Here is a 24,813-nt window from a genome sequence, read left to right as displayed (position 1 = left end):
ATCAATCAACCCACTTTCTGGCATTTTCAAACATCCTCATCCATGGTGACCTTTCTTGCCAATCATCAGGGTGCCATGAGTTTTGAATCGCTCTAAAAACTCTTTCAGGGTGGGGCATCATAATTGTTATTCTTCCTGAGTCATCACACATACTTGCGATAGCATCTTCTGATCCATTTGGGTTATGTGGATAGGTTTGGGTTTTTTTGCCTGAGTAATCGACGTATTGCATAGCAATATTAGCCTTACTTTGCTGAGAGGTAAATTTTGCCCTTCCTTCTCCATGGGCAATTGCTATTGGCATAACAGAGCCCTCCATTCCATTAAAAAGTATGGAGTTTGTTTGTTCAATTTTAACGCTTGTAAGGCGAGCTTCAAATTGCTCCGAGGTATTTTTTTCAAATGAAGGCCAATTCTGTGAGCCAGGAATAATTTCTTTTAAATTAGAAACCATTTGGCAACCATTACAAACACCAAGAGTAAAGCTATCAGTTCTGGAAAAATATTCTGAAAATTCATCTTTTGCCTTACTATTTAGAAGGATAGAGTTTGCCCAGCCTCTACCTGCACCTAAAACATCGCCATATGAAAAACCGCCACATGCTGCTAAACCTTGGAATTGTTTCAATGATTTGTTTCCAGAAAGAATTTCACTCATATGGACATCATAAGCATCAAAGCCAGCTTGTGAAAAAGCAGCAGCCATTTCAACATGGCCATTGATACCTTGCTCCCTTAAAATAGCGATTTTTGGCTTTATTCCGGTATTTATATAAGGCGCACTTATCGATTCATCAATATCATAAGTCGTTTTAACTTTTAAACCATCAGAAGTTTCTAGTAGCTCCTTATTTTCTGACTCTGAGCATATTGGATTATCTCGAAGCTTAGAAATTTCAAAAGAGGTTGATGACCATTCTTTGTGAAGATTCTTTCTCTGTTCGCGAAATACCAGTTTCTTTTCTTGATAGATTAAAATTTCATCAGTATTATTTACTTTAGCAATGGGCCTTGTGAATTTTTTAAGCCCAATCTTTTCAAGCTCTTTGAGAACTATAGATTTATTTATAATTGGGATTTGAATAATACAGCCTAACTCTTCATTAAAGAGTTCATTTATACTATTAGTGCCAATGATTTCCATACCACAATGAGATGCAAATGCCATTTCGAATAAAGTTGTAATAACGCCTCCATCAGAGCGATCATGATAAGCGCTAATTAAATTTTCTTTATTGAACTTATTTATTAATGAAAAAAACTTGGCAAATAAAATTGGATCATCAAGGTCTGGAGAAGTTTTTCCAACTTGGTTGTAAACTTGCGCTAAACAAGATCCACCCATTCTATTTTTTCCTAGTCCTAGGTCAATTAAAAAAAGCTCTGACTCAATTTTGGTATCAAGCAAGGGTGTGATTTGTAGTCTTGCATCAGGTATTTTTGAGAATGCACTAATTATTAAGGATAGGGGCGCTGTAACAGATTTTTCACTTCCATTTTGATTCCATGTACTTTTCATTGACATTGAATCTTTGCCAACCGGTATTGTTAGTCCTAATTTGGGACAAAGCTCGATACCAATTGCTTTAACGGCCTCATAAAGCTTTGCATCTTCTCCTGGAAATCCACTTGCACACATCCAGTTAGCTGAGAGATTGATGTGACTTATGTCTTTAATATAGGCGCTGAGTAGGTTAGTCAATGCCTCTCCAATACTCATTCTTGCTGCTGCCGCTGCATTAATAAGGGACAAAGGCGTTTTTTCACCAATTGACATGGCTTCACCTTGGTATCCAGAATAGTCTGCTAATGAAATAGCACAATCTGCGACAGGCACTTGCCATGGTCCAATCATTTGATCTCTGGCAATCAGCCCAGTAACTGAGCGATCAGCAATAGTTATTAGGAAATTTTTGCTTGCAACTGTAGGAAGTTTTAAAAGGCGATTAATAGCTTCATTAAGCTTTATTGTGCTGTTATTAAATTCCTTCTCAATATTTGGAAGTGATGAGACATCTTTGAGAGTTTTTGGTGTTGATCCAAAGAGTAATGACATTTCAAGGTCAATTGGTTTATTCTTAAAATGAGAATCTTCAAGAGTTAAATGCTGATTATCAGTTGCATTTCCTAAAACAGCAAAAGGTGCTCTTTCTTTGATACATATTTGACGAAATAAATCAACGCTCTCTTCTTTAATCGCAAGAACATATCTTTCTTGAGACTCATTGCACCATATCTCAAGTGGAGACATTTTTGTTTCGTCATTTGGTATTGATCTTAGTTGAAGATTAGCACCTTTTTGAGAGTCATTGACTAGCTCAGGGATTCCATTTGAAAGCCCACCTGCACCAATATCATGGATTGAAACAATTGGATTTTTGTTACCTAAATGAATGCAAGAATTAATAACTTCTTGGGCGCGTCTTTGCATCTCAGGGTTTGCTCTTTGAACTGAAGCAAAGTCAAGTTCTTGGCTCTGATCTCCACTACCCACACTTGATGCAGCACCACCACCTAATCCAATTAACATAGCAGGACCACCAAGAACTATGAGAACATCTCCATCAGAAATTGAGCCTTTTTCAACATGATCTTCTCTTATATTTCCAAGACCACCAGCGAGCATAATTGGTTTGTGATAGCCTCTAATTTCATTATTTTCAGTTTTTTGTTCATATGTCCTAAAATATCCACAAGTATTTGGCCTGCCAAATTCATTGTTAAATGAAGCGGCGCCAAGAGGCCCATTAATCATAATTTCAAGAGCAGATGCAATTTGACTTGGCTTGCCATAATCTTTTTCCCATGGGTTGATTGAATTTGGTATTTTTAAGTTTGAAACTGAAAATCCACTAAGACCTACTTTTGGTTTTGATCCTCTTCCCGTAGCGCCTTCATCCCTAATTTCTCCTCCCGATCCGGTTGCAGCTCCAGGCTCAGGAGCAATTGCAGTAGGGTGGTTGTGAGTTTCTACTTTAATTAATATTGCTTTTTCTGCAATTGATGTTGTATAAACACCTTCATTGTTGGGCTCAAAAAAACTTGATTTATAGCCACTCATAACAGCTGAATTATCACTATAGACTGATAGAAGACCTTTTGGATTTTTGTGATAAGTATTTTTAATCATGTCAAATAGTGAGATTGCTTGCTTTTCTGAATCGATAGTCCAGTCTGCGTTAAAAATTTTATGTCTACAATGCTCTGAATTAGCTTGAGCAAACATCATGAGCTCAATATCCCTGGGATTTCTTCTTAGCTTATAAAAGTTATCGTACAAGTAATTCATTTCACCATCACTAAGGGCAAGACCTAAGTCAATATTTGCACTAATGATTGCAGATTTTCCATCTTTAAGGATGTCTATACTTTTGTATGAATTTGGCTTTAATTCGTCAAATAATAAGCTTGAATCATCAATATTTTTAAGATGAGATTCAGTCATCCTATCCATTACAAAGTTAAGAATATCCTCTAATTCTTCAGATTTAATTTTTTGGCTAAAATGATAAATAATTCCTCGTTCAATTCTTTTGATTTCATCAAGACTACAAAGCTGACAAATATCAGTTGCCTTTGAGGACCATGGTGATATTGTTCCAATCCTAGGAATTATTATTATTTTTTGAAGTGAGTTCGAAGCGTCTAATTGAGGAGAATAATTTAATAGTTTCTCAAGAGTTAATTGGCTTTTATTGCTAAGCTTAGAGCCTGTTTCAATAAAATGAATATATTCCGAAGATAATAGTTTTATATGAGGAAAAGCGGAATTTATTTTTTCATTGAGATCCCTGACTTTAAAATTTCGAAGTGCTTGAATTCCCGAATGAAATGAAATCATAGTTCAGACATTAATTCGTCTGAAATTTCAGCATTATGATAGACCTCCTGGGTGTCATCAAGATCTTCAAGCCAGTCTATGAGTTTAATAAATTTCTCAGCATCCTCCATATTAAGCTCAATACGGCTTGCTGGCTCCATAGTAATTTGAGAGTGATCAGGCGTTAAGTTGCCTGCAATGAGTGCATCTTTAACAGGAAAAAAACTATCTGGACTTGTTACTACGTCAATAGAGCCATCATCATTGACAATAATATCTTCAGCTCCAGATTCTAAAGCAACCTCCATAATTTCATCCTCATCTCCTGAGGCAAAGCTTATAAAACCTTGTTTTGTGAACATGTATGCAACTGACCCATCTGTTCCTAAATTACCTCCATGCTTTGAAAAAGCATGCCTAACATCTGAGACAGTGCGATTTTTATTATCTGTGAGGCAATCGACCATGATGGCAGTTCCTCCTAATCCATAGCCCTCATAACGTATTTCTTCATAATTATCACCCTCTAAATCACCAGAGCCTCTCTTTACCGCATTTTCTATCGTATCACGCTTCATATTTGCTGCTAGAGACTTATCAATAATAGCGCGCAGAGAAGGATTATTTTCTAGAACACCACCACCTTTTTTTGCCGCAATAACGATCTCTTTAATGAGCTTGGTGAACACTTTTCCACGCTTAGCATCCTGCGCTCCTTTCCTGTGCTGAATGTTGTGCCATTTACTATGTCCTGCCATATCTGTTTAATTTCTCCAAAAAATTACTTAGTAAATTCTAATAAGCGGTTAATTGAGTGTTGTGCTTTTTCTATAATTTGAGCACTGATTCTAATTTCATTTTTACCTGTACTTAAAGTATCAAGGCATTTTTCAAGTGTATTCATAGCCATCCAATTGCAATGGGCACATGATTCGCAGTCTGCACCTTCACCCATGGTTGGGGCTTCAATAAATTTTTTATTTGGCGCTATTTCCTTCATTTTATGAAAAATACCATTATCAGTGGCAACAATAAACATATTTTCAGGTCTTGAGGCCGCTGCATTAATTAGTTGAGTTGTAGAGCCAACAACATCTGCAAGTGCGATAACATCCTTTGGCGATTCAGGATGAACCAGAACTCCAGCCTCTGGATGGAGCTGCATTAACCTTTTAAGGCCTTCAGCTTTAAATTCTTCATGAACAATGCATGCCCCATTCCACATGAGCATTTCAATTCCAGTTTTGGATTGCACATAATGTCCTAGATGTTTATCTGGAGCCCAAAGAACTTTTTTTCCTTCGCTATGAAGTTTCTCAACAACTTTAAGTGCACTTCCCGAAGTGACAACCCAGTCAGCTCGAGCTTTAACCTCAGCTGAAGTGTTTGCATAAACAACAACAACATGATCAGGGTTCTGGTCACAAAATTCTGAAAATTCATTAATTGGGCACGATAAGTCAAGAGAGCATGTGGCTTGGTCATCTAGAACAAGCACTCTTTTTTCGGGAGATAATATTTTGGCAGTTTCACCCATAAATTTAACACCAGCTACGATAATTGTCTCGGCATCACTATTTTGTCCAAATCTAGCCATTTCTAGAGAGTCTGAAACTATGCCGCCCGATTCTTCAGCTAATATTTGTAAGTCTGAGCTGACATAATAATGAGCAACAAGAGTTGCATTATTTTGCTTTAAGGCTTCCTTAATTAAATTTTCTATCGGTCGATCAATTACTATATCTTGCATTTTTAAGACTTAGCTGGAAGGCTAACTTTAATATTTAATTCTTTAAGTTGAGATTTAGAAACACTTGAAGGGGCATCAGTTAAAAGACATGCTGCAGTTTGAGTTTTAGGAAAAGCTATCACGTCTCTTATAGAGTCTGTCTTACTAAGAGTCATAACTAATCTGTCAAGACCAAAAGCAATTCCGCCATGAGGAGGGCAGCCATAATCTAGTGCATCGAGTAAGAATCCGAACTTTTCTCTTGCTTCTTCATCTTCTATTCCAAGAAGTTTTAAGACAGTTTTTTGCATCTCACTTTTATGAATGCGAATTGAGCCGCCGCCAACTTCAGAGCCATTAATTACTAAATCATATGCACGTGAAAGTGACTTCTCAGGGTTCTCTAAAAGTGTTTTGGTATCAACGCTAGGAGCTGTAAATGGATGATGAATTGCATTGAGTGATCCATCATCTGATACATCAAACATTGGAAAGTCAATCACCCAGATTGGAGCCCACTCTTTATCGAAAAGATTTAAATCCTTTGCTAGCTTTTCTCTAAGGCTTCCAAGGGCTTCATTAACAATTTTGGATTTATCTGCACCAAAGAAGATAATGTCACCTTTCTTAGCCTTTGTTAAATCGATAACTTGTTGCGTTACATCATCACCAAGAAATTTAATAATTGGCGAGGAAGGTCCATCATCATTTATCTTTATGTAAGCTAATCCTTTTGCGCCATAAATGCTGACAAATTTTGTATAGTCGTCAATTTGTTTGCGACTAATTGTTGCTCCTCCTGGAACTTTGAGGGCTGCTACTCTGCCTTTTTCACTGTTAGCTGGACCAGAAAAGACTTTAAATTCAACATCTTTCATGATTTCATTAACATCAACTAATTTTAGAGGGATCCTTAAGTCAGGTCTATCAACACCATAAAGACTAATAGCATCGCCATAAGTAATAGTTGGAAATTTTTTAGGTAAATCAATACTCCCTACTTCTTTAAATAGGCCTCTTACCATTTCTTCCATGAGCGATGTTATTTCCTCTTCGTTCATAAAAGAAGTCTCAACATCCAGCTGCGTAAATTCTGGCTGACGGTCGGCTCTTAAGTCTTCGTCTCTGAAGCATTTAACTATTTGATAGTACCTTTCAAAGCCTGACATCATTAGAAGCTGTTTAAAGAGCTGTGGGGATTGAGGTAATGCAAAAAAACTACCTTCATGAGTTCTTGATGGTACAAGGTAATCCCTAGCTCCTTCTGGAGTTGCTTTTGTTAAGAAAGGGGTTTCAATGTCTAAGAAATCATTCTTATCCATAAAATCGCGCATGAAATGTGTGACCTTGGATCTTAATCGTAACCTTTGCTGCATTTCATCTCTTCGAAGATCCAGGTAGCGATATTTAAGTCTGACTTCTTCAGAGGTTTCCATCGAGTCGAGCTGAAATGGAATGGGTTTAGATGCATTTAAAATTTCAATTTTATCTGCAAGCACCTCAATTTCACCAGTTGAAATCTTTTTATTGATCATTTCGCTATCTCTTGCTAGAACCTTCCCAGCAACTTTAATTACAAATTCATTACGAATTGTTTCAGCCAGCTTAAATGTATCTGCAGTTTCAGGGTTGATTACTATTTGTGCAAGGCCCTTCTTATCCCTTAAGTCTAAAAAAATAACGCCACCATGATCACGCCTTCTATTGACCCAGCCGCAGAGAATAACCTCTTCATTGAGATTGGTTTTATTCAGTTCACCGCAGAAATTTGATCTCATTTATTTTCCTTAATTTTTATAGTGTCTGGCGTTACTACCCCAGCAGATATAACAAGTTTAAAAGCCTCTTCAACAGACATTTTTAATTCTATTGCATCTTTTTTTGGGATTATTACAAAAAATCCTGAAGTAGGATTAGGGGTTGTCGGCACAAATAGATTAATAACATTCTCTCCAATAATTTCCTCAATCTCTCCTTTGTAATCTCCAGATTGAAATGCAACTACCCATATGCCCTTACTGGGATATTGGATTAGAAATGCCTTTCTAAAGCTTTCACTTGATGTGTTTAGTACTGTTGAAGATATTTTTTTAAGCGCATTATAAATATTTCTAAAGCCCGGAATTTTGTTAAGAGCCCTTTCCCATAAGTCTAAAAGTTTTCGCCCTAAAATATTTGTTAGTAATGCCCCAGTTATGAGAAGAATTAGGATAACGAAAACAAAGCCTGAGCCAGGAATAGAGGTGTTTAAGTTAAGAAGAGCCTCTGGTAAAAATCTTGCAGGGACGAGGTTATTAACAACTTCTAAAAAGAATTTGATAACTAAAACAGTTAATGCCAGGGGTATCCAAAATAAAAGTCCGGATATTAGATAGTTTGTTAAGCGCTTCACAGGCCCAATAAGTATGTCTAAAAAAAAGGATATTTTAACACAAGCTTAATTAGCAGTTTGAGCCTAGAAGTCTTAATCTAGTTAAGTTATGAATTTTCTTCTTCTTCTCGCAGCGTTAAAATCTCATGCCCATTTTCAGTCACTAATATTGTATGCTCCCATTGAGCGGAGAGAGAGCGGTCTTTGGTTGTCACTGTCCATCCATCAAGTCTTGAGGTAATAACTTCATAGCCACCCAGATTAATCATAGGCTCAATAGTAAAAGTCATCCCAGGCTCCAATATAGGACTTCGATCAATTTTCCCATCATTGTAGTGAATAACCTGAGGAAGCTCATGAAATACCTCACCAATGCCATGGCCGCAGTAATCCTTAACAACAGAGCAGTTCTTACTGAGTGCATAGGCCCCAATAACTCTTCCAATTTCACCTAAATGAATTCCAGGTTTAACTTGTTCAATTCCAAGCATCATGCAATCTTGAGCTACTTGGCAAATCTTTGTTGCTTTTACGCTAGGCTTGCCAACAATAAACATTTTAGATGTGTCACCATGAAATCCATCTCTAATGACTGTCACATCAATATTGATTATGTCGCCTTTTTTTAGTTTCTTATTGCCCGGTATCCCGTGGCAAACAACACTGTTGACAGAAGTACAAATAGATTTAGGAAAGCCGTTATAGTTAAGTGGGGCTGGGATACAATCTAGGTCATTGACTATGAAGTTATGACAAATTTGATCAAGCTCTTCAGTAGTTACGCCAGCCTTTACATACTCACCAATCATCTCTAATACACTGGACGCAAGCTTCCCAGCAACGCGCATTTTATTAATTTGCTGAGGGCTTTTTATAGATATTGACATTTAAACCTTATTAAGATGTTTTAGCTCTTTTTTCTAACGCTTTTATTCTATCTTCTAAAGGGGGGTGAGAAGACCAAAGCTCGCGCCATCCAGTTTTAGGTTTTTCACCAATACCAAAAGCAGCCAGCTGCTCTGGAAGTGCTTCAGGTTCTTTTTGACCAAGACGCTTCAAGGCGTTTATCATATTTTGATGGCCCGCAAGATCAGCACCTCCCGTGTCAGCAACATACTCTCTTTTTCTAGAAAAATACATAACAATTACACTCGCTAAAATAGAGAGCACTATTTGCGCAAAAATTGTAGTAACAAAGTAACCAATACCATGGCCTCGCTGATTTTTTAGAATAACTCTGTCTACAACATGACCAATAACCCTTGAAAAGAAAATAACAAACGTATTAACTACCCCTTGGATAAGCGTAAGTGTAACCATGTCACCGTTAGCAACATGACTTATTTCATGACCAACAACAGCCTCAATTTCGCCTTGACTCATGCTGTCTAGTAGTCCTTGAGATACTGCAACTAGAGCTTTATTTTTACTTGCTCCCGTTGCAAACGCATTCATTTGAGGAGAAGGGAAGATGGCAACTTCAGGCATCTTAATACCAACAATTTTTGACTGTTTTTTTACTGTATCTAGAAGCCACTTTTCTACATTGTTAGAAGGGCTATCAATGACTATTGCTCCAGTCATTCTTTTGGCCATCCATTTGGAAATTGCCAATGAAATAAAGGCACCCCCAAATCCAAAAATTCCAGAAAAAATAACTAAAGCATTTAAATTAAGATCACTTCCATTTTGAGCTAGCAGGCTTTCAACACCAAGAACTCTAAGAGTGACACTTAATATTACCATGATGGCAATATTCGTTAACAGAAAGAGAAATATTCTTTGCATTGTTTAATCCTTAGATTATTAAGTTTTAAGGGTTATATTATAGAAAGAAAAGCTTAAGATTAATGAGATATTCGTAAGGTTTATTTTAACGCCAAGAATTTTAAACTAAATTTGATAATGAGAGAATTATCTGCCTGGCCAAAGCATGCGAGTTTCTGTCATAGAGCAACCAGTTACACCTTGACTAGTTAGAATTATTTGATAGGTATTATCTTTAGGAGTAATAATAGTGAAGTCACCATCAGCATAGCTAGAAGTCTGTAGGTCTGGATTTACCTCAACTTTAAGCTGAGATATTTCACTACAACTTTGATTATTTACAGATGTAACTAAAACTGTTGAAATATAGCAATATTCTTCATCAGGAGTCAGGGTTGCTGAAAAGGTTGAAGATCCATTATTATATTTTTGTGAAGATATATGAAGTGATGGAAGTAAAGCAGAACTCTCAGGGTGCACAAATGTAATATTTAAACCATTTAAGTTATAAGATTTTTCAATTTCACCTAAGTATTTCGAGCAAGTTTGGTTAATACCACGCTCAATTGCATCATTAGTTAGGCTTAAGGCGTAAGAGTTAATTGATACTAATAGAAAAGCAGTTATTATGACTTTATACATATGTATCCACATAAGATTATTATTTGATATTTAAGTTTACAATATACCCTGTCTTGAATTAATAGAGTTTATTTTAAATTTCAAAAAAGTTTAGAATTTGATTAAACAACCAAATTAAAGTACTTTATAATGAAATTTCAATTAATTTGGGAGTTCTGAAAATGAAGTTAAGATTCTTATTTGTTGCTATTATGGCATTGTTAGTTAGTGGTTGTATGGACACTATGATGGCCGTTCCTGCAGCAGCAGTTAGTGGTGTAGGTACGGTAGTAGGTGGAATATGGAGTGCTGTAACAAGTATTTTTTAAATAACCTGTACTATACTAAAATTTCCCACAAATGAGTATGCGCTTATTTAGTGGGATTTTTTTTGATTAAAGCTTAATCTTTCTAAATTAAATTAAACTCTAGTTTTTAACATCAAGCTGTTTACTTTATTCAATCTTTATTCTAGGTTACTGAGTTAGCAGCCAATAAAAGTGCTTCATTTTTGTTTTTAGCCTCTATAGAACAATCAAATATGTAGCCTTTTTTCTGTAAATTTGTTGCAGTCCACTCATTGCCTTTAAAGCCAGGAGAGGCAAATATAACAATTTGAATAATTAATAAGATCCATTGCAAGTTATTAGCATTTGTAATATCAATAAAATCAACAAGTCCATATACCTGAGCATCAATACTAGCTAAAATAAGAATGAAAAAAATATAAGTAATGAATAGTGCCCATAACCCTCTAAATAAAGGCCAAATAGGATTAAAAGGGGCTAGCCAAGCAAAGCCAGATTTAACAGCTTCAAAGCCTTTTTCAGGATGCTTAAATACTTTGTAAGAACTCATAGCTAAATATTAATTTTTCTCATTTATAACTTAGTATACCCATTTGAAAAGTTGGATTAATGTCGGATGTTAAAATCTATCTAGTAAATATACTCAGTCTTCAGTCATTAAAATTTTGGCTCCTGAGCTTCATGATTTAGCTTAAGTGAGTTTGTAGCTTTTGCCTCTCGACGGCTTATGTATATTGTTGACAAAAATATTATAGAGCCACCAATCCAAGTCCAGGTGCCAGGAATTTCTGAAAAAATCATCCACCCAAAAAGAGCCATAATGGGCAGTTTTATAAATTCAATTGACTCCAAGCTGGTAATTTCGGCCATTGTGTAGGATTTAGTCCATGAAAAATGCGCGAGCGTGCCTACAATTGCAATTCCCCATAGGTAAAGCCAGGTTTCAAAACTTGGCCACTGCCAAACCGTAACAGCTGGAATAAAAGTAATTGGAATAAGAATTATTACCATCCACATAACAATTGCCTGAGGGCTGTCAGTAAGAGTAAGTTTTTTTACAATTAATGCATTAATTGAGTGAGCTAATGCCGCAATAATTGCAAGCATTATTCCAAATGAAAGGCTATTGACGCCAGGCTGAACAATTATAAGCATTCCAATAATACCAATAATAATTGCAGCAATTCTTCGAGCCTTAATTATTTCTCCTAAAAAAATAGTGGCGCCGATTGTTATAAATATTGGTTTTGAGAAGCTAATTGCTGTCGCTTGAGCAAGTGGTATAAGTGTTAGACAGGTGAATCCAGCGAGCATTCCAATAGCACCAAAAAAACCTCTCATAAAAAATAACTTGGTATTATTCATTTTTATTGCAGCTAGGCCAGTAGATGTTAATAATGGCAGCATTACAATAAAAGCTAATAGGTTTCGAAAAAAAACAACTTCAAGGATATGCAGGTTTTCAGAAGCTTTTCTAATAAAAATAACCATTATTGAAAAAAAAACTATAGACAAGATGTTTAAAATTATTGCTTTAGTTTGAGAGCTTTGGGATTCAAAAAATTGAATTATCCAAAGGTTATTAAGTAGTTTTTTTATCAATTTAATGAGGTTCCTTATTTATTAAATATTAGACTAAAAACCTAATAAAAGAGGAATAATATCCTTAGTTTTAATCTAGGCTGATGTAATTAAAAACTTATTATAGCGTTTATATATTAAGTTCATTATTATTCTTTACAGTTTACAATAGTGATCAAAAATAGATTTATTACATGATATTTTAGGCTTAATTAAAATCAAATCAAATGCAGCATAAACTATACAATATCAAAGGTAAGGGGTGCGCTAAGTTAGGAGAATTAGAGACTGCAATTAGTTTCTATGAGAAAGCGATCTCTATTAAGCCAGAGTATGTTGATGCGCATTACAATGTTGGTTCTGCAAATCATAAGCTTGGTCGGTTAGATGCAGCAGTAAAAAGTTATAAAAAAGTTGTGGCTATAAGTCCTGACTATGCTGTAACCCATAATAATAAAATTCTTTCTGTCATATATTTTTTTTCTAAGGGGCTCATTCCAGATGCAATTAATGTCCTTGAAGAGCTAATAAAAGGTAGCACTAATGATGCATTACTGTTTAATATGGCTGGAGGTTGTTATGCTAGCCAGGGAAAAACTAATCTAGCAATTAAGTTCTATGAAAAGGCGCTTATTTTTAAACCAGACTATGCTATTCCTCAACATATGCTTAATTCATTACAAGGAAATACAAGTAAGGGACCTCCAAAGGAATATGTTAAAAACCTATTTGATGATTATGCAGAAAGATTTGATGAGTCTTTATTAAACCAACTTCAATATAAGCTGCCATTTCTTATTAAAGAAATAATCCTAAAGATTGATCCTGCAAAAGCTAAATTTGATAAAGTAATTGATTTGGGATGTGGAACGGGTTTATCAGGAGAAGATTTGCAAAGCATTAGCAATAATCTTACTGGAATTGATATCTCAGAAAATATGATATCCAAAGCAAATGAACTGAATATTTATGATAGTTTAATTGCTGGAGACATTGTTGAAAAACTTAACTTATCAAAAGAAAAATATGACTTATTTATTGCTCTTGATGTATTTATATATATTGGTGAGATAACATCAATGTTTAATGCAGTAAAAAAGTGCGCTAATAAAAATTCTTTTTTTATCTTTTCAATTGAAACACATCTAGGTGAAGGTTATTCCCTTTTAAAAAGTTCACGTTATGCTCACTCAGATAGTTATATTTTAGAAGTTGCTTCTAATGGTTTTGAACTAGTTGATTCTCAAAACGTGAAATTAAGGAAAGAAGGAAATAATTGGATTGATGGAAAGATTTATATCTTGAAAGTCTCTTAAAACATGGAGTGAGGTTACTCAATCTAACCAAAGTTCAATTTTGATTGGTGTGTGAGGGAGGGTAATTACTCATCAAGCTCAGCTGACAGTTCTGCTTCAAATGCCGCAATTTCTTCTAACACTGCCTGCTCTTCTGCCTTTTCTTCTTCGCTGACAGGTGTGGGAGCTTTGTAGTCAATTGTTACATACTTTTTAGCAACGTTAGGGAGTAATAACTCAAAAGCAAAATCACCCTGATTTAGTAAAACCATACCGTCAGTCTTAAGTGACATAGAGCTCGATAAATATAAATCGATATCTCCATCTTTATCTAGGTCTCTAAATCGAATATCCTCAATAAAATCATTCCATTCATTTCCTTCATGGATTGGTATGAAGTCATCTGGTGCCTTAACTAAAGGAAATATTCCGTGGTCTTTAAACTTCTTATTACCTAAGTTTTCTATGACTTGTATTGCTGTGCCTACATATAAAACACCGGCTCTGCTATATACAATATCTAGGTCACCATCATTATCCAAATCCGCCGCTGAAACTTCAGGCACTGAGCCCCATTTCTTTTTATGTTGAGGTAAGCGGATATTGTTATGCTTGTTAAAATTACCCCTACCATCATTCCAAACAATACCAGTGAAGTCTATACTCTTCTCAAATTCGTGTGCTCCCAGTAATACGTCTAAATCACCATCACCATCGATATCAGCAAGCTCTAAGGCAAAAGAAAAAATACCTCCGCACTTACGTTTATTTAGATAACCTTTTCCATCATTTATTAAACACCATAAAGCTGTTCCTGTTTTCCAGTTAGTCTCAGTAATAACAATGTCCATATCGCCATCACTATCAATATCACCCGTTGCAGCGCCGTGGTCAAATACTTCAAAATTAGAGTGGCTTAGGTGTGTTTTTGATGATTCCAGCCAAGTGCCATTGGATTGGCTTAAAAAATAGCTATCCCTAAAACCGTTATGGGTTCCAACTGCAGTATCAGCGATATAAAAATCAAGAATACTGTCATTATTATAATCAGCAACAAGGATCTGCCTTCCTAGTGACATTCCACTATCTTCACGTTTATCAATTAGTAGCTGAGGTGCGTAAGTAAGTTTGCCTTTAGCATCACCCAAAAACAATGATGGTAATGGTTTATTTCCTTTACAAGCTCCACCACCACAAAGCCCACCAGTATCCTCCCCAGTCCATTCAACATTATTTGGATTCATAGTGCCTATGTAAAGAACATCACTATATCCATCCTTATTAAAATCTGCCATTTGCCACATCCGTCCAAACCAATATAATTTACCTGTTGGATATGGCTTTTGTGGTGGCTTGAAAAAGTCAATATTGGGGTCATTCACAATATCAATACCCGCTACTGCTTTTGTGTTTGAACTAGAAAAAGATGATTGCTCATTAATGGCATTGCTACAGTTGTAGATGTAATAAGAACCATCCTCAGAAACACTCTGTACTGGCTCACTGCCATCAGGACACGAGCCCGCTAAACTTTGGGCTGAGAAGAAGGGTAGTATTAAAAGTAGGAATAGTTTCTTCATAAAACTACTATACCTTAATAGGACGTACGCAAAAGGTCACAGAAAAGGACTTTTGACTTCTTTTTAGTTGAGTATTAGGCTGAATCCCTAATAGGAAGTGGGGCGAGAAACGGGGCTCGAACCCGCGACAACCGGAATCACAATCCCTCCGCAACTACGTTGCTTGCATCCAGCTAAAGCTGGAAGGGGGACGAAACTAGTAATCTTTTCAATTTGAGTTACACCAGGGTTACTCAATCCAAGTTTAATTATAGTGCTTTTAGTCTAATCTAATATTAATAAAACTTAATAAATTTTATAGATTTGTCGCAACTATTATTGATGCATCCAATTGGATTTACTAAAACATCAAAACCCTCTGTAGTTGTATAAATCGGTTTTTTCCCAATAATTATTTTATATTGTTCAAAGAGAGAGCCATTATCGGCAGTTTTAAACCTTTCAAGATGAGTCTTACCAAGAGTTGTTTCAAAGAACCCTGCTAAAGCAATTTTCTTTAAATCATCAGAACTTATTGAGCGACTACCTATTAGCTCACTTAAAAGATTATATAAATTAATATTGTAATTATCTATATTTAAATCAGGAATATTTGAATCAGCGTTTATGTCAGATTTGTATAAGTCAATACTTCGCAAATAACTTCTTTTTAGATCAGCATCTTCTATATCCAAAGTTTCTGTATTCAGGCTCTCTATATCAGAAACCTTTGTATTTTGGCTCTCTATATCAGAAACCTTTATATTTTGGCTCTCTATATCCAGATTCTTTATATCTAAGCCCTGCATATGCAAAGATTTTGGATTAAAGCTCTGTATATCTAAACTCAGACTGTGAACAGATTTTGGATCAAAATTTATTATATCCAAAGTCGTTATATTTATTTTTGAAAGTTTGGTTGCTGAAATAAAAGATAAAATTAATGAGCAAATAATTAATATTAATAATATTGAGTTAATGTTTGTCTTAAATAGTTTTATGTTTATTGCTTTAAACATTTAGATTTCAATTTAGTATAAGAAGAAATACCTTTCAGTAGTTTCAAAAAAAAATTGAGTCTACACTTTGTATAAGAATTTAAAAAGACCCAAAAAGAGCTATTATAAATTTATTTTTTAAACTTTTTTAGTTGAGTATGAGGCTGAATCCCTAATAGGAAGTGGGGCGAGAAACGGGGCTCGAACCCGCGACAACCGGAATCACAATCCGGGGCTCTACCAACTGAGCTATTCCCGCCATAATATTTAAAAAGTGGTGCGCCCAATACGATTCGAACGTATGACCTACGGCTTAGAAGGCCGTTGCTCTATCCAGCTGAGCTATGGGCGCAATAACTTTACTTTAATAAAGTCTAGGCTTGCACTTTAATTATAAATTTGGTCGGAGTGAGAGGATTCGAACCTCTGACCACCTGGTCCCAAACCAGATACGCTACCAGACTGCGCCACACTCCGAAGGTGAGTAATTATACTGTGATAGGATTGTTAGTCAACGCCTATTTTGAGACATATTTAATCTATTTTATTTGCACTATTTACTTGCTATTTAAAGTAGTTATCATGAAGGTCAGTTTCCTTTTTATTTGCGTAGATAACTTTGATATTGTCTTTATTAGCAATATTATTTTTGATAATTGCTGGATCACTTATCTGGGATTCAATGTTTGAGCTTTCTTGAAACAATATTGATTGCCCTCCAGTCATTGCAAGATAGACTTGAGCGAGAATCTGTGCATCTAGTAAAGCTCCATGTCTTGTTCTAGCACTTGTATCAACTCCGAAACGTCTACATAATGCATCTAGATTGTGCATAGTGCCTGGACGCTGCTCTTTAGATAGTTCTAGGGTATCTATGATTTGACAAATATCTTCTATTTTTTTGTCAATACCATTTATTTTTAATTCATTATTCAAAAATCCTAGATCAAATGGCGCGTTATGAATGATTAAAGTTGCCCCTTTAATAAAAGATAGTAAGTCATTAGAAATTTTATTAAATTGCGGTTTATTTATTAAGAATTTATCTGTAATGCCATGGATATTAACTGATTCTCCAACTGGCTTATTAGGTTGAACATATTTATGAAATTCAGTGTTTGTTATTTCTCTATTTAATATTTGTACTGCTCCGACTTCAATGATGCGATGCCCCTCTTCTGGTCGAATTCCAGTTGTCTCAGTATCAAGTACAATAAGTCTTTCCATGTTAGGCATATTAAAGTAAAATTGCTTTATTTTATCATCTGATCAAAATAGGTTAACTAAGATTATGGCAAGAGTAACAGTAGAGGAATGTTTAGATAAGGTAGAGAATAGATTTGAATTAGTTTTAGTTGCTGCAAAGCGAGCGCACCAGTTAAACTCTGGTGGGTTTAGATCAACTTTAGATGTTGGTAAAGATAAGCCTACAGTAGTAGCTCTTAGAGAAATTGAAGCTGGTTTGATTGATGCCTCAATTTTGACTGAAGAATATGCAATGGAAGAAGAGCTTAATGCTCATGATAGACTTGCTCAAGAAGCCAAAGCAAACGAAGTCGCAGCAGAGCTTTCAGATGTAAAGTTAGATTCAGAAGCTGAATCTGATGATCTAGCAGTTAAAGAGGTTGATGAATAAATAAGACTTCTAAGAGTTAATAAAAAATGACGCACTGCGTCATTTTTTTTTGCCCAATTCAATATATTTAACTATTTTTATAATCATTGACTTTGGTAACATGGTTTTTTTAACAAATTCAATATTGAGGAAATTCAATGCAATATCCTATTATGCAAAGCAATAGAAAGCCATTAATCAATGCTGAAAGTTATCAGTCTATGTATGATTATTCTATTTTAAATCCAGATGAGTTTTGGGCTGAACAGGCTGATAAATTTATTGACTGGGAAAAGAAATGGGAAAGAGTCTCAGATGTTGATTTTTCTAAAGGAAAAATTGCTTGGTTTGAGGGTGCAACTTTAAATGTGTCATATAACTGTTTAGATCGTCATCTGCCCGAACGTGCTGAACAGGTTGCAATTATTTGGGAGGGAGATGATCCTAATTTAAGTGAATCAATAACCTATAAAGATCTACACGAAAAAGTTTGTAAATTTGCCAATGGAATGAAGGATTTAGGTGTTGTAAAAGGCGATCGTATTTGTTTGTATATGCCTATGATCGTTGAAGCCACAGTTGCCATGCTTGCATGTGCAAGGCTTGGCGCGATTCATTCAGTAGTTTTTGGAGGATTTTCACCAGATGCTTTGAGAGATCGAATTCTTGATAGTGAGTGCAAGCTAGTAATTACTTCTGATGAAGGGGTTCGTGGCGGCAAATCAATTCCTTTAAAAGCCAATGTGGATATTGCAACTAAAGAATGTGACTGTGTTGAACATATTGTTGTTGTAAAGAGGACAGGTGGAGAAGTTAATTGGGGTGATAGAGATGTATGGTATCACGAGTTAGTTAAAAATGCTTCACCAGACTTTCCTTGCGAGATGTTTGATGCTGAAACCCCTTTATTTATTCTTTATACTTCTGGTTCAACTGGAAAACCAAAGGGTGTTCTTCATACCTCAGGAGGATATTTGTTATATGCTGCAATGACTCATAAATATACTTTTGATTATCAAGAAGGCGATATTTACTGGTGTACTGCTGATGTTGGATGGGTTACTGGCCACTCATATATAGTCTATGGGCCACTGGCTAATGGAGCAACTACTTTGATGTTTGAGGGCGTTCCTAATTACCCAGATGCCTCAAGATTTTGGCAGGTAATTGATAAACATAAAGTGAATATTTTTTACACAGCGCCTACTGCTATTAGGGCTTTGATGGGTGCTGGAAATGAGCATGTGCAAAAAACATCTAGGGCTAGTTTAAAAATTTTAGGAACTGTTGGAGAACCAATTAATCCTGAAGCTTGGGAGTGGTATTACAATATTGTTGGCGAGGAGAGATGTCCAGTTGTGGATACCTGGTGGCAGACAGAAACAGGTGGCCACATGATTACACCTATGCCTTTTGCAACAGCCCTAAAACCTGGCTCTGCAACTATGCCGTTCTTTGGCGTAGAGCCACAAGTTCTTAGTGAAAGTGGAGAGCTTTTAGAGGGTGAGGCATCAGGTGTTCTTGTTATAGCAAGATCTTGGCCAGGTCAAATGAGGACTTTATATAACAATCATGAGCGATTTATGGAGGCTTACTTTACGACATACCCAGGTAAATATTTTGCAGGAGATGGAGTAAAGCGAGACGCTGATGGCTATTATTGGATTACTGGAAGAGTTGATGATGTTTTAAATATATCTGGACACCGACTAGGTACGGCTGAAATTGAATCTGCCTTAGTTCTTCATAGCGATGTAAGTGAGTCCGCAGTTGTTGGTATGCCCCATGATATAAAAGGCCAAGGCATTTATGCTTATGTCTCTTTAATGACTGGCGTTATTGGTACTGAGGAGCTTAAAAAAGATCTAGTAGCTTTAGTTAGAAAAGAAATAGGCCCAATCGCAACGGTAGATAAAATTCAATTTGCACAGGGCCTTCCAAAGACAAGGTCTGGAAAAATTATGAGACGTATCCTGAGGAAAATTGCAGAAGATGACTATGCAGAGCTCGGAGATACATCAACATTATCTGAACCCAGTGTTGTCGATGATTTGATTAAAAATAGAGTCCAATAGTCTTTTCATACCTAGCTATAAATCGATAAAACATGAATGCATTCCTATACATTATAGTTCTCCTTGCATGGGGCTCATCCTGGTTTGCTATAAGTTTTCAGTTGGGTGATGTGGCTCCACAGGTTTCAATAGTATGGCGTTTTTTGCTTGCATCCCTTTTGCTATTTATTTGGTGCTTCGCTCGAGGTCTAAAGCTTTCTTATCCTTGGCGAGAACACGTAAACTGGCTTTTATTAGGATTTTTTCTATTTTGTATTAATTATATTTGTGCCTACTTTGGCACCTCCTATTTAACAACTGGAGTGGTTTGCCTTATTTTTTCAACACTTACTTTATTTACTGTTTTTAATGGTTTTATTTTTTTTAAAAAGCCCATAAGATTACCCATATTATTTGGAGCAATAGTTGGTATTGCAGGGTTATCAATTATATTTTCAAATGAGATAAGTAGCACTGAGTGGTCATTAGATTCAGGAATTGTAAAGGGTTTTCTTTGGATGCTACTTGCAACTTTCTTTGCGTCAATTGGGATGCTGCTCTCTGGTCAAATGCAAGCCAGAAAAATTCCCCTAATCCAAAGTAATGCTTTCAGTATGCTATATGGATCACTTATCCTTGTTACTTATATATCTTTTAGTGATATAAGTTTCAGTTTTAGTACAGGCTATAGCTATGTAACATCCCTAATTTATTTATCTGTAGTGGCCTCAGCAATTGGGTTTGGTGTCTATCTTAAACTTGTAGGGAATATTGGTGCTGATAAAGCTTCATACGTCAATATTTTTACCCCAACGATTGCTTTGCTTCTATCAACTTTATTTGAAGATTATGTTTGGAGCTGGACGGGATTAATTGGCGTTATATTAATAATATTTGGAAATATAATAGTTCTTTATGCCAAGCCTAGAAGTATTTAGGGTAAATTTATTTAAATTTTTGGATTTGATACTTATATCTCACATAATGGAATGAATGATGGATGTAAAAACCGCTTTAGCTGAAAGAAAATCAACAAGAGCATTTTTAGACAAAGATGTCTCTATTAGTGTTATTAATGAAATTATTAATCAAGCAAAAACAGCTCCTTCTGGAGTAAATACCCAGCCATGGCAGGTCGCTGTTGTAACTGGAGAAAGTAAGGATGGCTTATGTAGTAAGCTTGAAAAAGCCTTTCGAGATGGTAATAAAGGGACTATGGATTATAAGTACTATCCTGTTGAATGGTTGGGTGAGTTCAAGCAAAGAAGAAAAGAGTGCGGTTTATTAATGTATTCAACATTAGGTATTAAGAGAGAGGATAAGCAAAAACAGCTCGATCAATGGGCGTTAAATTATCAAGCATTCAACGCGCCTGTTATCCTACTCTTTTTTATTGATAAGTCGATGGAGAAGGGCTCTTATATGGATTATGGTATGTTTATCCAGTCTATTATGCTTTCAGCGGTCGAGCATGGATTAGCTACTTGTCCACAAGCAGCTCTTGGCGAGTATCCTGAGATTGTTAGAGAGGAATTTCCACACTATAAAGATAAAATTGTTCTTTGCGGAATGGCGATTGGCTATGAAGATAAAGCCCAGGTAATAAATAGCTATAGAACTCCTCGTGAAGATCTATCTCAAATAGCTAAATATTACTTTTAAAAATATAAATTAGTTTCTTAGTTAGCTCGAAGATTGGCTTCCGCAATTTCAAGATCAAATTTAATTAGTTCAATATCCAGCTCGGCATCTGATAATGCTTTTTCTAAGTCTTTTAAAGTTTTTTCATTTTCTAAAAGCTTTGCGTTACTCTTTTTAAGTGATGAGTCACTTAGGTTGAATGCATTTTGAATTGAGCTCAACTCTTTTTCAAGAACTTGAATTTTACTGGCAGAAAGATTGAGTTTTTGAGAGGTGGATTGGAGTTCGTCAAGTGCAAGTATAAGTTGATTATTAAGTTCTTCTAGTTGTTGCTGAAGGTTTAAATTATCTAATTTATATTCTTCAATCTCATCATTATTATTGATAGTAATAATTTCAGGCTTTACTGGCACTATATTGAACTGTGAGTAGTTATAACCAATAAAAAATATTGCGATAATTGAAAGCAAGTAAAAGGCTATTTTTTGGTTCATTTGTATCTTCTATTTCATTAAGCTTGAGAATCTATAAAGTTTCTATATTAAACATTGATTACTAATCTTGCATCCATTTAGCTGCATCTTTGGCATAGTAGGTTAGAACAGCATCTGCTCCAGCTCTTTTAAAGCAAAGAAGGGTTTCAAGTACTGTTGATTTTTCGTCAATCCATTTATTTTGACTAGCCGCTTTAAGCATTGCATACTCGCCACTAACATGATAAGCGAAAGTTGGTACACCAAAGGTCTGTTTTACTTTAGCTACTATATCAAGATAAGGCAAACCTGGCTTAATCATAACCATGTCAGCACCTTCTAAAATATCAAGCTCTACCTCACGAATTGCTTCGTCAGAATTTCCAGGATCCATCTGGAAAGTTTTTTTATCAGACTTACCTAGACTTTTTGATGAGCCTACAGCATCCCTAAATGGACCATAAAAAGAAGAGGCATATTTGGCAGAGTACGCAAGTATATTTGTGTGAATATAACCTTGCTCTTCTAGCGCATAACGAATCGCTCCAATTCTCCCATCCATCATGTCAGAAGGGGCAACAATATCTGCTCCAGCTTTAGCATGGGACAGCGCTTGTTTAACTAAAATGTTCACAGTTTCATCATTAAGAACGTATCCATTACTATCAATAACCCCATCTAGGCCATGACTCGTAAAAGGATCTAGTGCCACATCTGTAATAACTGCAAGATCTGGAAAGTTTCTTTTAAGTGCCCTAACCGCCTTTTGAATAAGTCCATCAGGGTTATAAGATTCTTCAGCTTCGAGCGTCTTTTTATCAGGAGAAATTACTGGAAATAAAGCAATCGCTTGAATTTTTAAATCAACAATTTCCTTGACCTCAATCAATAATTGATCAATACTAAGTCGTTCAATTCCAGGCATTGAATCAATTTTTTCTTTTTTATTTTCACCCTCAATAATGAATAAAGGATATATGAGATCGCTTACACTTAGTGAGTTCTCGCGAATTAATGAACGATTAAATTCGTGTTTCCTCATTCTTCTTGGTCGATGAGTTAAAATGGACATTTTCTTTTCTCAAGTTACATTAACCAAATTATACAATAATGAAGCAATCATCCGAAACACTTACTAGTCTATCAAGTATTAACGAGGCCTTTATTAAGCCTTTTCCTAACTCAACCAAGGTTTACGTCAAGGGTTCACGTGACGATATTAGAGTCCCAATGAGGCAAATCAAACTCACCGACACCATTGGTGATCTTGCAGAAAAAAATGATCCAGTTCACGTTTATGATACTTCTGGACCTTATACAGACCCTAGTAAAACGATCAGTTATCGAGAGGGGCTTGAGTCACTCCGTTCGAAATGGATAGAAGAGCGTGATGACACCGAGATTCTTGATGGTGTTAGCTCGAAATTTGCAAACGAGAGACTTGGTAATAAAAAACTTGATGAGCTTCGATTTGAACATTTAAAAGCCCCAAGAAAGGCAAAGAAAGGTAAAAATGTTACTCAGATGCACTATGCTAGGAAAGGCATTATTACCCCAGAAATGGAATATATTGCTATTCGAGAAAATTGTCTTTGGCAGGAGTATAAAGATCAAGTTGGACAACACAAAGGCGAAAGCTTTGGAGCTGCAACTCCTAAAATAATTACCCCTGAATTTGTAAGAGATGAGGTTGCTAGGGGCCGTGCAATTATTCCTAATAATATTAATCATCCAGAAACGGAGCCCATGATTGTTGGTAGAAACTTTCTAGTTAAGATTAATGGAAACATTGGTAATTCAGCTCTAGGCTCTTCAATTGATGAAGAGGTAGGAAAGATGGTTTGGGGAGTTCGATGGGGCTCTGACACTATTATGGATCTTTCTACTGGAAAAAATATTCATGAAACTCGCGAGTGGATTATTCGCAATTCCCCTGTTCCTGTTGGAACTGTTCCTATCTATCAGGCTCTTGAAAAAGTTAAAGGAGTTGCTGAAGACTTAACTTGGGAAGTGTTTAGAGATACCTTAATTGAGCAAGCAGAGCAAGGGGTTGACTACTTTACTATCCATGCTGGCGTTCGTCTTAAGTATGTCCCTCTAACTATGAATAGAGTTACGGGGATTGTATCAAGAGGTGGATCAATTATGGCTAAGTGGTGTCTTGCGCATCATACTGAGAGTTTTCTTTATACGCATTTTGAAGATATCTGTGAAATCATGAAGGCATATGACGTGACCTTTTCTTTAGGCGATGGCCTAAGGCCTGGCTCGATTGCAGATGCTAATGATGATGCCCAGTTTGGTGAGCTTGAGACCTTAGGTGAATTAACAAAAATAGCTTGGAAGCATGATGTTCAAACTTTTATTGAGGGTCCTGGTCATGTGCCAATGCATATGATTAAAGACAATATGGAAAAGCAGTTGGAAGAGTGTGGAGAAGCGCCTTTCTACACACTTGGCCCACTCACCACTGATATAGCTCCTGGCTACGATCATATTACTTCAGCGATTGGAGCGGCTCAAATTGGCTGGTATGGCTGTGCAATGCTTTGTTATGTAACTCCTAAAGAGCACTTAGGGCTACCAAATCAGGATGATGTTAAAACAGGAATTATTACTTATAAAATTGCAGCGCATGCTGCTGATTTAGCCAAAGGGCATCCTGGGGCTCAAATCAGAGATAATGCTCTTTCAAAAGCTCGTTTTGAATTTAGGTGGGAAGATCAGTTTAATCTTGGTTTAGATCCTGATACTGCTCGAAGTTTTCATGATGAAACCCTTCCAAAACAAGCTGCAAAAACTGCGCACTTTTGTTCGATGTGTGGACCTAAGTTTTGTTCTATGAAGATTTCTCAAGACATTAAAGGTTTAGATGCCAAAGAAGTTAAAAAAATTCAGGAAATTCAAATCGAAATGGATAAAAAGTCTGAAGAATTCTTAGATAATGATAGTGAAATCTATATGAAAGAGGGTGCTTAAGA

The 24,813-nt window shown here is 35.9% G+C and carries 22 protein-coding genes and 3 tRNA genes; 7 read left to right on the top strand and 18 right to left on the bottom strand.

The genetic code is table 11. The annotated features are described in order from the left end of the window. Window position 1: 1 nt before the first annotated feature. The 8 genes from purL to ABXT44_RS05960 all read right to left on the bottom strand — a co-directional run bounded on the left by purL (window position 2) and on the right by ABXT44_RS05960 (window position 10,329). On the bottom strand, window positions 2-3,841 hold the full coding sequence (purL, locus tag ABXT44_RS05995) for a phosphoribosylformylglycinamidine synthase (protein ID WP_416686339.1): 3,840 nt from the start codon (window positions 3,839-3,841) through the stop codon (window positions 2-4). Then, the gene (locus ABXT44_RS05990; RefSeq protein WP_416686338.1) at window positions 3,838-4,578 is read right to left on the bottom strand and encodes a YebC/PmpR family DNA-binding transcriptional regulator; all 741 of its coding nucleotides are present in this window, start codon (window positions 4,576-4,578) and stop codon (window positions 3,838-3,840) included. Before ABXT44_RS05990 ends, purL begins: the two co-directional genes overlap by 4 nt. A 23-nt stretch (window positions 4,579-4,601) precedes the next feature. After that, window positions 4,602-5,570: a quinolinate synthase NadA gene (gene nadA / locus ABXT44_RS05985; protein ID WP_416686337.1), complete on the bottom strand. Its 969-nt coding sequence runs from the start codon at window positions 5,568-5,570 to the stop codon at window positions 4,602-4,604. Window positions 5,571-5,572: 2 nt separating this feature from the next. Next, a complete protein-coding gene (gene aspS, locus ABXT44_RS05980) occupies window positions 5,573-7,327 on the bottom strand; it encodes an aspartate--tRNA ligase (protein WP_416686336.1) in 1,755 nt (584 codons plus the stop codon). After that, on the bottom strand, window positions 7,324-7,941 hold the full coding sequence (locus tag ABXT44_RS05975; RefSeq protein WP_416686335.1) for a DUF502 domain-containing protein: 618 nt from the start codon (window positions 7,939-7,941) through the stop codon (window positions 7,324-7,326). Before ABXT44_RS05975 ends, aspS begins: the two co-directional genes overlap by 4 nt. Before the next feature lie 86 nt (window positions 7,942-8,027). After that, window positions 8,028-8,807 (bottom strand): type I methionyl aminopeptidase, encoded by a 780-nt coding sequence (map, locus tag ABXT44_RS05970; protein ID WP_416686334.1) that lies wholly within the window; start codon window positions 8,805-8,807, stop codon window positions 8,028-8,030. Between the two features lie 10 nt (window positions 8,808-8,817). Then, a complete protein-coding gene (gene htpX, locus ABXT44_RS05965; RefSeq protein ID WP_416686333.1) occupies window positions 8,818-9,708 on the bottom strand; it encodes a protease HtpX in 891 nt (296 codons plus the stop codon). 126 nt (window positions 9,709-9,834) lie between these two features. Beyond that, complete coding sequence (locus tag ABXT44_RS05960) at window positions 9,835-10,329, bottom strand: hypothetical protein (RefSeq protein WP_416686332.1); 495 nt, start codon at window positions 10,327-10,329, stop codon at window positions 9,835-9,837. A 161-nt stretch (window positions 10,330-10,490) separates the two neighbouring features. On the opposite strand from ABXT44_RS05960, the gene ABXT44_RS05955 reads away from it, so the two are divergent. Beyond that, entirely contained in the window at window positions 10,491-10,637 is a 147-nt protein-coding gene (locus tag ABXT44_RS05955) for a hypothetical protein (protein WP_416686331.1), read from the top strand. Window positions 10,638-10,779: 142 nt separating this feature from the next. Here ABXT44_RS05955 and ABXT44_RS05950 read toward each other — a convergent pair whose 3' ends face one another. Both ABXT44_RS05950 and ABXT44_RS05945 read right to left on the bottom strand, forming a co-directional pair. Continuing rightward, the gene (locus ABXT44_RS05950; protein ID WP_416686330.1) at window positions 10,780-11,166 is read right to left on the bottom strand and encodes a hypothetical protein; all 387 of its coding nucleotides are present in this window, start codon (window positions 11,164-11,166) and stop codon (window positions 10,780-10,782) included. 107 nt (window positions 11,167-11,273) lie between these two features. Then, entirely contained in the window at window positions 11,274-12,218 is a 945-nt protein-coding gene (locus ABXT44_RS05945; RefSeq protein ID WP_416686329.1) for a DMT family transporter, read from the bottom strand. A 206-nt stretch (window positions 12,219-12,424) separates the two neighbouring features. Here ABXT44_RS05945 and ABXT44_RS05940 point away from each other — a divergent pair, with 206 nt between their 5' ends. After that, window positions 12,425-13,513 (top strand): tetratricopeptide repeat protein, encoded by a 1,089-nt coding sequence (locus ABXT44_RS05940; RefSeq protein ID WP_416686328.1) that lies wholly within the window; start codon window positions 12,425-12,427, stop codon window positions 13,511-13,513. A 65-nt stretch (window positions 13,514-13,578) separates the two neighbouring features. Here ABXT44_RS05940 and ABXT44_RS05935 read toward each other — a convergent pair whose 3' ends face one another. From ABXT44_RS05935 to dnaQ, 6 genes are all read right to left on the bottom strand, one after another. Then, window positions 13,579-15,072 (bottom strand): FG-GAP repeat domain-containing protein, encoded by a 1,494-nt coding sequence (locus tag ABXT44_RS05935; protein ID WP_416686327.1) that lies wholly within the window; start codon window positions 15,070-15,072, stop codon window positions 13,579-13,581. 275 nt (window positions 15,073-15,347) lie between these two features. Continuing rightward, window positions 15,348-16,070, bottom strand: a complete 723-nt coding sequence (locus ABXT44_RS05930) for a hypothetical protein (protein WP_416686326.1) — start codon at window positions 16,068-16,070, stop codon at window positions 15,348-15,350. 162 nt (window positions 16,071-16,232) lie between these two features. Continuing rightward, window positions 16,233-16,308, bottom strand: a tRNA-His gene (locus ABXT44_RS05925). Window positions 16,309-16,324: 16 nt separating this feature from the next. Further along, window positions 16,325-16,401 (bottom strand) — tRNA-Arg (locus ABXT44_RS05920). A gap of 48 nt (window positions 16,402-16,449) precedes the next feature. Continuing rightward, window positions 16,450-16,526 (bottom strand) — tRNA-Pro (locus ABXT44_RS05915). 87 nt (window positions 16,527-16,613) lie between these two features. Next, window positions 16,614-17,285: a DNA polymerase III subunit epsilon gene (gene dnaQ, locus ABXT44_RS05910; RefSeq protein ID WP_416686325.1), complete on the bottom strand. Its 672-nt coding sequence runs from the start codon at window positions 17,283-17,285 to the stop codon at window positions 16,614-16,616. 55 nt (window positions 17,286-17,340) lie between these two features. Between dnaQ and rpoZ the strand changes: the two genes are divergently transcribed. The 4 genes from rpoZ to ABXT44_RS05890 all read left to right on the top strand — a co-directional run bounded on the left by rpoZ (window position 17,341) and on the right by ABXT44_RS05890 (window position 21,380). Next, entirely contained in the window at window positions 17,341-17,685 is a 345-nt protein-coding gene (gene rpoZ, locus ABXT44_RS05905) for a DNA-directed RNA polymerase subunit omega (RefSeq protein WP_416686324.1), read from the top strand. 137 nt (window positions 17,686-17,822) lie between these two features. Further along, window positions 17,823-19,739: an acetate--CoA ligase gene (acs, locus tag ABXT44_RS05900; RefSeq protein WP_416686323.1), complete on the top strand. Its 1,917-nt coding sequence runs from the start codon at window positions 17,823-17,825 to the stop codon at window positions 19,737-19,739. Between the two features lie 32 nt (window positions 19,740-19,771). Then, complete coding sequence (locus ABXT44_RS05895) at window positions 19,772-20,656, top strand: DMT family transporter (protein WP_416686322.1); 885 nt, start codon at window positions 19,772-19,774, stop codon at window positions 20,654-20,656. A gap of 58 nt (window positions 20,657-20,714) precedes the next feature. Continuing rightward, window positions 20,715-21,380: a nitroreductase gene (locus tag ABXT44_RS05890; RefSeq protein WP_416686321.1), complete on the top strand. Its 666-nt coding sequence runs from the start codon at window positions 20,715-20,717 to the stop codon at window positions 21,378-21,380. A 17-nt stretch (window positions 21,381-21,397) separates the two neighbouring features. Here the strand turns inward: ABXT44_RS05890 and ABXT44_RS05885 are convergent, their stop codons facing one another. Together ABXT44_RS05885 and hemB are read right to left on the bottom strand one after the other, a co-directional pair. Next, on the bottom strand, window positions 21,398-21,853 hold the full coding sequence (locus tag ABXT44_RS05885; RefSeq protein ID WP_416686320.1) for a hypothetical protein: 456 nt from the start codon (window positions 21,851-21,853) through the stop codon (window positions 21,398-21,400). Window positions 21,854-21,914: 61 nt separating this feature from the next. After that, window positions 21,915-22,904 (bottom strand): porphobilinogen synthase, encoded by a 990-nt coding sequence (gene hemB / locus ABXT44_RS05880; protein ID WP_416686319.1) that lies wholly within the window; start codon window positions 22,902-22,904, stop codon window positions 21,915-21,917. A gap of 38 nt (window positions 22,905-22,942) precedes the next feature. On the opposite strand from hemB, the gene thiC reads away from it, so the two are divergent. Continuing rightward, window positions 22,943-24,811, top strand: a complete 1,869-nt coding sequence (gene thiC / locus ABXT44_RS05875) for a phosphomethylpyrimidine synthase ThiC (RefSeq protein WP_416686318.1) — start codon at window positions 22,943-22,945, stop codon at window positions 24,809-24,811. The last annotated feature ends 2 nt before the right edge of the window (window positions 24,812-24,813 follow it).

It is taken from the genome of Candidatus Pseudothioglobus sp. Uisw_041 (assembly GCF_048087625.1).
GTDB lineage: Bacteria > Pseudomonadota > Gammaproteobacteria > PS1 > Pseudothioglobaceae > Pseudothioglobus.
The sequence above is the reverse complement of the archived record's forward strand: the minus strand, read 5'-3'. Positions and strand labels throughout refer to the sequence as shown.